This window comes from Stappia sp. TSB10GB4 (assembly GCF_900185745.1).
GTDB lineage: Bacteria > Pseudomonadota > Alphaproteobacteria > Rhizobiales > Stappiaceae > Stappia.
In genome coordinates, this window is the sequence record NZ_FYAV01000075.1 from 38520 (window position 1) to 50089 (window position 11570).

10 protein-coding genes are annotated in these 11570 nt (G+C 71.4%); 8 read left to right on the forward strand and 2 right to left on the reverse strand.

Annotation, left to right across the window (positions count from 1 at the left end; genetic code table 11):
* Positions 1-47: 47 nt before the first annotated feature.
* Positions 48-1256: a penicillin-binding protein activator gene (locus TSB10GB4_RS21630; RefSeq protein ID WP_244301539.1), complete on the reverse strand. Its 1209-nt coding sequence runs from the start codon at positions 1254-1256 to the stop codon at positions 48-50.
* A gap of 176 nt (positions 1257-1432) precedes the next feature.
* On the opposite strand from TSB10GB4_RS21630, the gene rsmI reads away from it, so the two are divergent.
* From rsmI to TSB10GB4_RS21670, 8 genes are all read left to right on the forward strand, one after another.
* Positions 1433-2353 (forward strand): 16S rRNA (cytidine(1402)-2'-O)-methyltransferase, encoded by a 921-nt coding sequence (gene rsmI / locus TSB10GB4_RS21635; protein ID WP_186397430.1) that lies wholly within the window; start codon positions 1433-1435, stop codon positions 2351-2353.
* An 88-nt stretch (positions 2354-2441) separates the two neighbouring features.
* Positions 2442-2615, forward strand: coding sequence for a hypothetical protein (locus TSB10GB4_RS21640; protein WP_186390190.1), 174 nt, complete (start codon positions 2442-2444; stop codon positions 2613-2615).
* Entirely contained in the window at positions 2612-3013 is a 402-nt protein-coding gene (locus TSB10GB4_RS21645) for a YraN family protein (RefSeq protein ID WP_186390189.1), read from the forward strand. Before TSB10GB4_RS21640 ends, TSB10GB4_RS21645 begins: the two co-directional genes overlap by 4 nt.
* A gap of 135 nt (positions 3014-3148) precedes the next feature.
* The gene (gene gshB / locus TSB10GB4_RS21650) at positions 3149-4123 is read left to right on the forward strand and encodes a glutathione synthase (RefSeq protein WP_186397431.1); all 975 of its coding nucleotides are present in this window, start codon (positions 3149-3151) and stop codon (positions 4121-4123) included.
* A 129-nt stretch (positions 4124-4252) separates the two neighbouring features.
* The gene (locus TSB10GB4_RS21655; RefSeq protein ID WP_186397432.1) at positions 4253-5779 is read left to right on the forward strand and encodes a YifB family Mg chelatase-like AAA ATPase; all 1527 of its coding nucleotides are present in this window, start codon (positions 4253-4255) and stop codon (positions 5777-5779) included.
* Positions 5780-6108: 329 nt separating this feature from the next.
* On the forward strand, positions 6109-7107 hold the full coding sequence (locus TSB10GB4_RS21660) for an LLM class flavin-dependent oxidoreductase (protein WP_186397433.1): 999 nt from the start codon (positions 6109-6111) through the stop codon (positions 7105-7107).
* Between the two features lie 114 nt (positions 7108-7221).
* Complete coding sequence (locus TSB10GB4_RS21665) at positions 7222-9624, forward strand: hybrid sensor histidine kinase/response regulator (protein WP_186397434.1); 2403 nt, start codon at positions 7222-7224, stop codon at positions 9622-9624.
* Between the two features lie 310 nt (positions 9625-9934).
* Positions 9935-10807: a GNAT family N-acetyltransferase gene (locus TSB10GB4_RS21670; RefSeq protein ID WP_244571001.1), complete on the forward strand. Its 873-nt coding sequence runs from the start codon at positions 9935-9937 to the stop codon at positions 10805-10807.
* 71 nt (positions 10808-10878) lie between these two features.
* Here the strand turns inward: TSB10GB4_RS21670 and TSB10GB4_RS21675 are convergent, their stop codons facing one another.
* The gene (locus TSB10GB4_RS21675; RefSeq protein ID WP_186397436.1) at positions 10879-11181 is read right to left on the reverse strand and encodes a DUF1330 domain-containing protein; all 303 of its coding nucleotides are present in this window, start codon (positions 11179-11181) and stop codon (positions 10879-10881) included.
* Positions 11182-11570 lie beyond the last annotated feature (389 nt).

The window sequence follows — 11570 nt, forward strand, 5'->3', positions numbered from 1 at the left end:
CGGTCCCTCCCGCGGGCTGGATGACGGGTGGCGGCGGGCTGTCGCCGTCAGCTTCCCGAGCCGAAGGCGCGCGGTGCCGGCGAGATCACCCGCGAGCCGCTGCCCGTGACCTCGTAGACCGCAAGGCCGCGCTCGTTGCGCCCGTCGCGGTCGAAGCGGAAGACGCCGTCGATGCCGAGGAAGCCGTCGCGATTGGTCAGCACCCGCTCGGAAAACCGCGCCGGGCCGGCGGAGCGGACGAGACCGGCGGCGAGGATCGTCGCGTCATAGGCGAGCGAGGCGTTGCGCGGCGGCTGGCTGCCATAGCGCGCCTGGTAGCGCGAGGCGAAGGCCTGGAAGCCGGACCCGTCCGGGCCCGGATACCAGGCGCCGGTCAGCGGCGCCGCGTTCAGCACCTGCGGCGTTTCCCACTGGCCGCTGCCGAGCAGCCGGGTCTGGCCGAGATTGACGCCCCCGGTCGACAGGGTCTGCGCCACGAAGGGCGCGACATTGCCGGCCGGCACGAAGATCGCGTCGATCTGCGCCGCGTTGGCGGCGATCCGCCCGGCCTTGGCGGCGATGTCGGTGGTGTCGTTGCCGCTCAGGCTGTAGCGCTCGATGGAGACGATGCGCCCGCCGGCCCGGCCGACCTCCTGGCGGAAGGCGGCCTCGACCACCGCGCCATAGGTGTCGTCGGGCAGGAGCGCGGCGAAGGAGCGCTTGCCCTGGCGCGAGGCGTGGGAGACGATCCGGGCCACGTCGCTGCGCGGCAGGAAGCTCAGCAGATAGACCCCGCGCGAGGCGACGGATTCGTCGCTGGAAAAGGCGACGACGGGAATGCCGGAGGAGCGCGCGGTCGCGCCGGCGCCGCCGACAGCCGGCGCGAAGACCGGCCCGAGAATCAGTTCCGCCCCTTCCGCGATCGCCGCCTGGGCGGCGGCCTGCGCGCCCTGCGCCGTGCCGCCGCTGTCCTTGATCAGGATCTGCACGTCGGCGCCCTGGAAGTCGGACAGCGCCAGTTCGGCGGTGTTGCGGAACACGCTGGCGATGGAGGAGGCATTGCCGCCGCCGCTCATCGGCAGCAGCATGGCGACGCGCACCGATCCCTGGCCGAGCGTCTCGCCGCTCGGGGCGGGCGGACCCGACGGCGTCGAGGGGTAGCCCGGATATTCGCCCATGGTCGAGCCGCTGCAACCGGCAAGCGCCAGGGCAGCTCCGAGCGAGAGCGCAAGGACGGATCGCCGCGCATGCATCATCTTGTCCAGACCTCCAAGCACTGTCCCCGATCTCCCGTTTGCCCGGCCCCGTCTGCCCAAGGCATCCGCCGGAAATGCTTATCAGCCCCGCCCGCCGGCTGCAAATCCTCGCTCGCCGCCTTGGCCTTGCCGGCGTTTCCTGCCAAAACGGGCGAAAGCCCGCCCCGTGGGCTCCCGTTCGCATGAAAGCCGACCGCATGTCCTCCACCGAGCCGGACCAGACCGAAGCGCCGAAGCCGGCCTCCCGCGACTTCTTCATCGGCGCCCATCGCATGACGGCGCCCTCGCTCGCCTGCGGCCTTTATATCGTCGCAACGCCGATCGGCAATCTCGGCGACATGACGGTGCGCGGGCTGGAGGTGCTGGCGGCGGCCGATCTCGTCGCCTGCGAGGACACCCGCGTCACCGCGGTCCTGATGCAGCGCTTCGGGCTGAAGACGCCGCTCACCGCCTATCACGAGCACAATGCCCAGAAGGTCCGCCCGCGGCTGATGGCGGCGCTGGAGGCCGGAAAGGCCATCGCGCTGGTCTCCGATGCCGGCACGCCGCTCGTTTCCGATCCCGGCTACCGGCTGGTGCGCGAGGTGGTCGAGGCCGGCCACAAGGTCTTCCCGGTGCCCGGCGCCAGCGCGCCGCTTGCCGCCCTCGTCGCCTCCGGCCTGCCGTCGGACACGTTCTGCTTCGCCGGCTTCCTGCCGCAGAAGGGCGGGCCGCGCCTTGCCCGGCTGGAGGAGCTTTCGCGCATTCCCGCGACGCTGATCTTCTTCGAAAGCCCGCACCGTATCGCCGCCTCGCTCGCCGACATGGCGCAAGTGTTCGGCGGCACGCGGGAGGCGGCGGTCGCCCGCGAGATCACCAAGCGGTTCGAGACCTTCGAGCGCGGCACGCTGGAGGATCTCGCCCGCCATTTCGCGGAAGGCCCGGCGCGCGGCGAGTTCGTCGTGGTGATCGCCCCCCCGCTGGATCGGCCTGAAGCCGAGGCGGGCGATGCCGACGCGCTGCTGGCCGAGGCGCTCAAGACCATGAAGGCGGCGGGCGCGGCCAAGCATGTGGCGCAGCTCACCGGCCTCGACCGCAAGGAGCTTTACGCCCGCGCCCTGGAGATCAAGGCGAAGTGACGCCGCGCGCCGCTCCTTTGCCCTGCCGTGCCGCCCGTGCTACTCGGGCGGTTGAGCCTCGTCACCCCGACCCTGCGGAGCGCCGCGCATGACCAAGATCATCATGGTGTTCTTCGCCGCCGTCGCCGCGATCCAGGTGATCAAGCCGCTCGGCTGGCCGGGGCTGAAGCACCGCCGCGATGCCTGGAAGCTCGCCGTCGGCGGCTTTCTCGTCACCGTGCTGGCGGTGATCCTCGCCGCCATGTTCCAGCCCTCCGCATGAGTGCGGGCGGCGCGCAAGGTCCGGGCGGCACCCGCCGCCGCCGGCGCGGCGCCTATCGGCTGGGGCTGAGGGCCGAAACGCTCGCCGCGCTCTATCTGCGGGCGAAGGGCTGGCGGATCCTCGCCCGGCGCTTTCGCGCCGGCAGCGGCGAGATCGACATCATCGCCCGGCGCGGCGACACCATCGCCTTCATCGAGGTCAAGGCGCGCGCCGACCGGGACGCGGCGCTTGCCGCGATCACCCCGGCGACCCGGCGCCGGATCGCCGCCGCTGCCCGGACCTGGTGCGCCGGGCGCGAGGATCTCAGCCTCATGACGCTGCGCTTCGACGCGGTGCTGGTCTGCCCCTGGGCGCTGCCGGTGCATGTCGCCGACGCCTTCACCGTCGCGGAAGCGTGAGCGGCCGGGCCGCTCTGGACAAAGCCCGGCGCGGGCCGCATATCCTGTCCCCAACCGCGGGGCGCCCGCCCCGCCTTTCCATCCGTCGTTCAGCGCGCCGATCCGGCGCCGGAGACCTTCCCCGGAGACCTTCCGATGACATCTTCCAGCACGCCGACATCCGCACGGCTCAAGGTCGCGGTCCAGATGGACCACATCTCCTCGATCAACATCGCCGGCGACAGCGCCTTCGCGATGATGCTGGAGGCGCAGGCGCGCGGCCACGCGCTCTTCCACTACACGCCCGACCGGCTGGCGATGACCGGCGACACGGTCACCGCCGCGCTGGAGCCGGTCACCGTGCGCGACGAGACGGGCAACCACTTCACCCTCGGCGAGCGGAAACTGACCGACCTTGCCGAGATGGACGTGATCCTGATGCGGCAGGACCCGCCCTTCGACATGGCCTATGTCGCGGCGACCCACATGCTGGAGAAGATCCACCCGAGGACGCTGGTGGTGAACGATCCGGCCTCGGTGCGCAACGCGCCGGAAAAGCTCTTCGTCACCGAGTTCCCCGACCTGATGCCGGAAACCCTGATCACCCGCGACCGCGCCGCCATCGACGCCTTCCGCGCCGCGCATGGCGACATCGTCATGAAGCCGCTGTTCGGCCATGGCGGGGCGGCGGTGTTCCGCATCACGGCGGACGATCTCAACTACGGCTCGCTCTACGACTTCTTCGCCGTCACCTTCCGCGAGCCCTGGGTGGTCCAGCGCTTCCTGCCCGAGGTCTCCAAGGGCGACAAGCGCATCCTGCTGGTCGACGGCGAGTTCGCCGGCGCGGTCAACCGGGTGCCGCAGGAGGGGGACCTGCGCTCCAACATGGTGCGCGGCGGCGCCGCGCGCGAGGCCGACCTCACCCCGCGCGAGCGCGAGATCTGCGCCCGTCTCGGCCCGGCGCTGCGCGACAAGGGCCTGATCCTCGTCGGCATCGACGTCATCGGCGGCTACCTGACGGAGATCAACGTCACCGCCCCGACCGGCATCCGCGCCGTCGCGCGTCTCGGCGGACCCGACATCGCCGCCAAGCTCTGGGACACGGTCGAGGCCAAGCGGGCCCGCGCGTAAGCGCCCCGCCCCTCTCCCTCCCCGTCCTTACGGTTGTGACCGACCAGCGGTTGCGCTAGGTTGCAGTCCATTGCGGTTGCAGCGGTTTCGCACAAGCCATTGGGGCGGGGCGAGGGGGGCGGTCAATCAATGGTCTCGCGGGTCACCACGGTCGCGTTCCAGGGCATCGAGGCGAAACCTGTCGACGTGCAGGTGCAGATCGGCCCCGGCCAGGTCGCCTTCACCATCGTCGGCCTGCCGGACAAGGCGGTGGGCGAGAGCCGCGAGCGGGTGCGCTCGGCGCTGATCGCCTCCGGCCTGTCGCTGCCGGCCAAGCGTGTCACCGTCAATCTCGCGCCCGCCGACCTGCCCAAGGAGGGCTCGCATTTCGACCTGCCCATCGCGCTGGCGCTGATGGCGGCGATGGGGGCGCTGCCGGCGGCCGAGCTGGAGCGCTACGTGGTGCTCGGCGAGCTGGCGCTGGACGGCACGATCTCGCCCGTCGCCGGGGTGCTGCCGGCGGCGATCGGCGCCAACACGCTCGCCCGCGGGCTGATCTGCCCCGCGGCTTGCGGCGCGGAAGCGGCCTGGGCCGATCCCGAGATGGAGATCCTCGCCCCCGTCTCGCTGATCCAGCTCGCCAACCATTTCAAGGGCACGCAGATCCTGTCGCGGCCGCAGCCGAAGCTCAGCGCCAACCCGTTGGTCCTCCCCGACCTTGCCGAGGTGCGCGGCCAGGAAAGCGCCAAGCGGGCGCTGGAGATCGCCGCCGCCGGCGGCCACAACCTGTTGATGATCGGCCCGCCGGGCGCCGGCAAGTCGATGCTGGCGATGCGCCTGCCGTCGATCTTGCCGCCGCTCAGCCCGCGCGAGCTGCTGGAAGTCTCGATGATCGCCTCGATCGCCGGCGAGCTTGCCGACGGCAAGCTCAGCGAGCGGCGGCCGTTCCGCGCGCCGCATCACTCGGCCTCGATGGCAGCGCTGGTCGGCGGCGGCATCCGCGCCCGGCCGGGCGAAGTGTCGCTCGCCCATAACGGCGTGCTGTTCCTTGATGAACTGCCCGAGTTCCAGCCGCAGGTGCTCGACGGACTGCGCCAGCCGCTGGAAAGCGGCGAGACGGTGATCGTGCGCGCCAACCACCGCACCAGCTACCCCTCGCGCGTCCAGCTCATCGCGGCGATGAACCCCTGCCGCTGCGGCCATGCCGGCGAGCCCGGCCATGTCTGCCGGCGCGGCGAGCGCTGCGCCTCCGAATACCAGTCGCGCCTGTCCGGCCCGCTGCTCGACCGGCTCGACCTTCGGATCGAGGTGCCGGCGGTTGCCGCCTCCGATCTTCTGCGCCCGGCGCAGGGCGAAAGCTCCGCCACGGTCGCCGAGCGGGTGGCACGCGCCCGCCGGCGCCAGAGCGAACGCTTCGCCGCGCTCGGCGTTGCCGCCCGCACCAATGCGGCGGCCGGCGCGCGGCTGATCGAACAGGTGGCGGCGCCCGATGCCGCCGGCCTCGACCTGCTGCAATCGGCGGCCGACGCGCTGCATCTCTCCGCGCGCGGCTATCACCGGGTGCTGAAGGTGGCGCGAACGCTGGCCGATCTCGACGGCGCGGAGGCCGTCTCGCGGCTGCATCTCGCCGAGGCGCTGAGCTACCGGGGCGCCGCGCTGGAGCGGCGCGCCGCCTGAGCAAGCGTTCCACCCTTGGCTGCCGGGCTCCCGCGACCTAGGGTCAGGACCAATTAATATGGCGGCAATGGTCGTCCTGACTTGTGCGGATACGCGAAGCAAGGCCGCAGGAAGACCTCACGTCTTTCAAGGCCTTGCGACAAAGTAGCCCGTGCAAGTCAGGGCGATCCGTAGGACGTCCGATAGACCGTCGACCCGCCGCGTCGAAGCCCTTGACCGGGGGCGGCCCCGCTACTGCGGGCTTCTCCTCGCAGCTCTTGGTCTATCGAACGCCATTGTCGTCGTATTAATTGGTCCTGACCCTAGATGAGGCTCCAACGGAGATCCTCATGAAACATTATTCCCTTCTCGATCTGGCCCCCGTGCCGGAAGGCAGGACGGCGGCCGATGCGCTTGCCAACACCATCGACCTCGCCCGCAAGGCGGAAGCTGTGGGCTATCACCGCTACTGGCTTGCCGAGCATCACAACATGCCGGGCATCGCCAGCGCGGCGACCGCCGTCGTCATCGGCCAGGTGGCGGCGGCGACGAAGACCATCCGCGTCGGGGCGGGCGGCATCATGCTGCCCAACCATTCGCCGCTGGTCATCGCCGAGCAGTTCGGCACGCTGGCAACGCTGTTTCCCGGCCGCATCGATCTTGGCCTCGGCCGCGCGCCCGGCACCGACATGGCAACGGCCCGCGCCCTGCGCCGGCACATGGCGGGCGAGGACAATTTCCCGCAGGACGTCGTCGACCTCATCGCCTATCTCGGCGACCCGTCGGAGGGCGGGCCGGTGCGCGCCATTCCCGGCGAGGGCACCCATGTGCCGGTCTGGATCCTCGGATCGAGCCTTTACGGCGCCCAGCTTGCGGCCGCCTTCGGCCTGCCTTACGCCTTCGCCTCGCATTTCGCCCCCGCCATGCTGGAGGAGGCGCTCGCCGTCTATCGCAGCACCTTCCGCCCCTCCGACCAGCTCGCCGAACCCCGCGTGATGGTCGCCGCCGGCGTCTTCGTCGCCGACACGGATACGGAAGCCCGCTATCTGCGCTCCTCGCAGGTGCTCTCCTTCGCAAGGCTGCGCAGCGGGCGTCCGGGCAAGCTGCCCGCCCCGGTCGAGGATGTGACCGCCGAGATCCCGCCCCATCTGCTGGCGCAGGTCGACCAGGCGCTCAGCGTCTCGGCCACCGGATCGCCCGACACCGTCCGGCGGGGGCTTGGCGCGATCCTCGAGCGCTACCGGCCCGACGAGCTGATCGTCACCGGGATGATCCACGACCATGCCGCCCGGGTCCGGTCCTTCGAGCTGGCGGCCGGCATCCTCGACGATCTGAGGGAGGCTGCCTAGGGTCAGGACCCGCTGGCGCAAAGCCTTTTGCCGCAACGGTTTCTCAATCTCTCCGGCCGAACATGGGCCGGTTCGTGCGCCCTGCGCGAGCCAGCCGAGTGACGAGGAGAGCAGGTGGCCGCCCCGAAACGCCAGGACGGAACGGAGCAACGCGACGCCGCACCGATCGCCCCCGCGCGCGCCCAGGCCCACGCGGGCGAGACGTCTCTGCGCCCCGACACCCGCCCCGACACCCATGCGGCGACCGCCCCCGCGTCGTCCGGCGCCTCGCTGCTGACGCTTAGCGTCGCCGCCGCCAGCTTCCTGGCCGGCGCCGCCTTTGCCGTCTGGCTGGTTCCCGAGCATCTGCGCCTTGTCGCCGCCGGCAGCGCGCTGGCGGTCGCCGGCCTTGCCATCGGCCTTGCCGGCGTGCTGCAGGGCGAGCGCGGCGCCCATCGCCGCGCCATGGCGCAGGCAAACGCCCGCCTTGCCGCGCTCGACGCCGAGCGCGGCCTGCTCACGGCCGAGACCGAACGGCTGCGCGACGAGATCTGGCGGCTGAAGGAGAGCGACGGCCGGCTGCGCGATGTGCTCGACACGCTCGGCGACGTGGTCACCCGCTGGCGCGCCGGCGGCGAGATCGTCTATGCCAACGACGCGGCCGAACGGCTGCTTCCCGCCGGATGGGCGCCGACCCTGCCGGCAGAGGCGCAGGCGGAGCAGGGCGGCGAAGCCGAGGCCAGCCGCGACATCGAGGTCGAGACCGCGGCCGGTCCGCGCTGGTTCGCCCGCCGCGACGTGCCGGTGCGCGACGGGCGCAGCGGCGAACCGCTGATCCAGACGATCCTGCGCGATGTCACCGACCGGCGCCGGATCGAGGACGCCTTGCTTGCCGCCTGCACCCAGGCGGAGACCGCCAACGCCTCCAAGAGCCGCTTCCTTGCCACCGTCAGCCACGAGATCCGCACGCCGCTGAACGGCATTCTCGGCATGACCGGCCTGCTCGCCGACACAAGGCTCACCGCCGAGCAGGCGAGCTATGTCGAGGCGGTGCGCGCCTCCGGCGAGATCCTGCTGCTGTTGATCAACGAGGTGCTCGACCTCTCGCGCATCGAGGCCGGCCGGCTGGACCTCGCGCCGGAGGAGATCGCGCTTGCCCCGCTCGCCGAAAGCGTCGTCGAACTCCTGTCGCCGCGCGCCCAGTCGAAGGGGCTGGAGATCGGCTGCTACATTTCGCCGGAGATGCCGGCCCGGCTCGTCGCCGATCCGACGCGACTGCGCCAGATCCTGTTCAACCTGGCCGGCAACGGGCTGAAATTCACCGAGCAAGGCGGCGTCGAAGTGTCGATCGAGCCGGTGGCGGAGCAAGCCGGCGCCGCGCCGCGGCGCTTTGCGATCACCGTGCGCGACACCGGCATCGGCTTCGCGCCGCAGGAGGCCGAGCGGCTGTTCGAGGAGTTCGAGCAGGTCGACCACGGCCCGGCCCGCCGCTTCGACGGCGCCGGCCTCGGCCTTGCCATCTCGCGCCGGCTGGCGCGGCTGATGGGCGGCGATGTCACCGCCCGCTCGGCGCCGGGCGAGGGCGCGACCTTCCGCGTCGAACTGCCGCTGGAGATCGCCGCCTCCGCGCAGCAGGCGGTGCCCACCCCGGAAACGGAGGCCCCGCGCGCGCTCGCCGGCGCCCGCATCGCGCTGGTCTCGACCAGCCGCATCGAGATGCCGCTGATTGCCCGCGCGCTCGCCGCGCAGGGCGCCGCGGCCGTGCTGCTCGCCCCCGGCAACGAGGCGGGCGACGACGCGCTGCTGGCCGCCGACCTCGTGCTGCTCGACCCGCTCGCCGTGACTGACGCCGGTGCCTGGCTCGCCAGTGCCCGCGCCGCCGGGCTTGCCGCCCCCGCCGGCGTGCTGCTGACGCCGAGCGAGCGCGACCGGCTGCCGCGCCTGCGCGAGGCCGGCTTCGGCGGCTACCTGATCCGCCCGGTGCGCGCCGCATCGCTGCGCGAGTTGTGCGCGACGCTGCTCGGCCGCGACAGCGGCCTGAATTCCGGCCTGAGTTCCCGCCTGTCGCCCTGGGACCGGCCGGAGCCGCGCGCCCTGTCCGAGGCCGAGGCAGCGGAGCGGGACGGCCCCCACAGCGCCCGGCCGTTGCGGGTCCTCGTTGCCGACGACAACGACATCAACCGCATGCTCAGCGAGGCCTTGCTGCGCAAGCTCGGCCACGAGCCGGTGGTGGTCGCCGACGGCGCCGCCGCCCTTGCCGCCGCCGCCGACGGGTCCTGCGACATGCTGTTGATGGACCTGCACATGCCGGGCATCGACGGGATCGCGGCGATCCGCCGCTTCCGCCAGATGGAGCAGGCCGGCGGCTGGCCGCGCGCGCCGGTCTATGTGGTCACCGCCGACGTCACTCCGGACGCCGAACAGGCGGCCCTTGCCGCCGGTGCCGATGCGGTCCTGTCGAAGCCGCTCGACCCGGATCTGCTTCGCCGGCGCATTGTCCGCCGCCTCCCCGAGACCCCGCTTCCGGGCGCCGACTGAAAACTTCGCCGATTGTCACGCAAGTGTTGGGAAAGTATGGTCTACGGCACGGTCAACGCAAACGACCGTCCGCCATGCGCGGCCGACTCGCACCAGGCTGATGCCGGCATGCTTTGCCGGCTGTCTCCCTGCCGTATGCGCGACGGCCGGCACCAACGACAAGACCCTGACCGGACCAGGCATTCGGACCGGCAGAGATATCTGGCGGCGTCTGCGGGAGGCAAGCAGGGAAGGCTTCGGGGCCATGACGAGAAACGTTGTTCTTTCGCCGCTGTCGCCGCGCGGCCTGATGCGCAAGTTCGTGCCGGCGATGGCCTCGTCCGGCTGGCTGCCCGGCATCAAGGCCGCACCGGCAAGCCGCGACGTTCCCAGCCTCGGCCGGATCGGCTCGCTGGAGGTGCGCCTGGCGCGCAGCGCCAAGGAGATCCGCAAGGCCCAGCAGCTTCGCTATCACGTCTTCTACGAGGAAATGTCGGCGATCGCCGATGCCGCGACGCAGGCGAACAAGCGCGACGTCGATGCCTATGACGACATCTGCGACCACCTCCTGGTGCTCGACCACGAGGCGTTCGAGCGTAACAAGCTCGGCCGCAAGGTGCCGCGCATCGTCGGCACCTACCGGCTGCTGCGCCAGGACGTTGCCGAGCGCCATGGCGGCTTCTACACCTCGGCCGAGTTCGACATCCAGTCGCTGGTCGACGCCCATCCGCGCCTGCAGTTCCTGGAGCTCGGCCGCTCCTGCGTGCTCAAGCCCTATCGCACCAAGCGCACGGTGGAGCTGCTGTGGCACGGCATCTGGGCCTATGTGCTGATGCACCGCATCGACGTGATGGTCGGCTGCGCCTCGATCGAGGGCACCGACCCGGAGCGGATCGCCTCGCAGCTCGCCTTCCTGCACCACAATGCGCGGGCGCCGGAGCCCTGGCGGGTGCGCGCCCTCGACGCGCGCTATGTCGAGATGAACCGCATGCCGAAGGCCGAGGTCAACGAGCGCCAGGCGCTGCGCGAGCTGCCGCCCCTGATCAAGGGCTATCTGCGGCTCGGCGCCTATATCGGCGAGGGCGCCGTGGTCGACCACCAGTTCGGCACCACCGACGTGCTCATCGTCATGCCGGTGGAGGCGCTGAACAGCCGCTATGTCAACCATTACGGGGCGGATGCCGGCCGCTACGCCGGCCAGTAGCCGCTCCGCCCCCCGTTCCGCCCCTCAGCTCCGGCCACCCGCTCCGGCCCCTCCGTTCCGGGGGCCGGCGGTTACGGCTGCGGGCCGTCATAGCCCTCGATGATCACCAGGTCCGACACCGCATGGGCGGCGCGCAGCGACTTGGCATAGGCATAGCCGGCGCTCTCGTAGCAGGCGAGCGCCTGTTCGTAGCTGTCGAACTCGATCACCACGTTGCGCTGGCGCGCCGTGCCTTCCTTGCACTCGAAGCGGCCGCCGCGCACGATGAAGCGGCCGCCATAGGCGCGGAACGCCTCGGCATTCGCCTCGATATATTTCCTGTAGGCGTCCGGATCGCTCACATCGACCCGTGCCACCCAGTATCCCTTTGCCATGCTTGCACCTTTCGCGGAGTTGCGGCGGCGCGGCGCCGCCTGCCTCGTCGTCCCGAGCCGGTCAAGGCGTAGCGCGCGGCGGGCCGGGCTGTAAAGCCGCGCGGTGCATCCGGCGCCGCCGGCGACCAGGCTTAACACCCCCTTAAATCGCCGCATTTAGGCTCCAAGGCGAAGCTTGGACGCGCGCGCATCTGACCCGCGCGGGTCTGGCCCGCACGGCGAGATCCGCGCGCACTGGAGGGAACAGGCCGAATCGATGGCTCGGGGATCGTCAACCGGAGGCCGGCGCACCACCCGCGTCGAGCCGAAGATGGAGCGTGGCGGCGCGACGCTCGACATGCGCCTGACCGGAGCCGACCGGCCGGCCGCCGGCGGCCGCGCGCCCGCCT

Coding starts and splice junctions, on each gene's coding strand:
- gshB (WP_186397431.1), top strand. CDS start 3,149: ATGACATCTTCCAGCACGCCGACATCCGCACGGCTCAAGGTCGCGGTC.
- TSB10GB4_RS21670 (WP_244571001.1), top strand. CDS start 9,935: ATGGCCTCGTCCGGCTGGCTGCCCGGCATCAAGGCCGCACCGGCAAGC.
- TSB10GB4_RS21645 (WP_186390189.1), top strand. CDS start 2,612: ATGAGTGCGGGCGGCGCGCAAGGTCCGGGCGGCACCCGCCGCCGCCGG.
- rsmI (WP_186397430.1), top strand. CDS start 1,433: ATGTCCTCCACCGAGCCGGACCAGACCGAAGCGCCGAAGCCGGCCTCC.
- TSB10GB4_RS21675 (WP_186397436.1), bottom strand. CDS start 11,181: ATGGCAAAGGGATACTGGGTGGCACGGGTCGATGTGAGCGATCCGGAC.
- TSB10GB4_RS21640 (WP_186390190.1), top strand. CDS start 2,442: ATGACCAAGATCATCATGGTGTTCTTCGCCGCCGTCGCCGCGATCCAG.
- TSB10GB4_RS21655 (WP_186397432.1), top strand. CDS start 4,253: ATGGTCTCGCGGGTCACCACGGTCGCGTTCCAGGGCATCGAGGCGAAA.
- TSB10GB4_RS21660 (WP_186397433.1), top strand. CDS start 6,109: ATGAAACATTATTCCCTTCTCGATCTGGCCCCCGTGCCGGAAGGCAGG.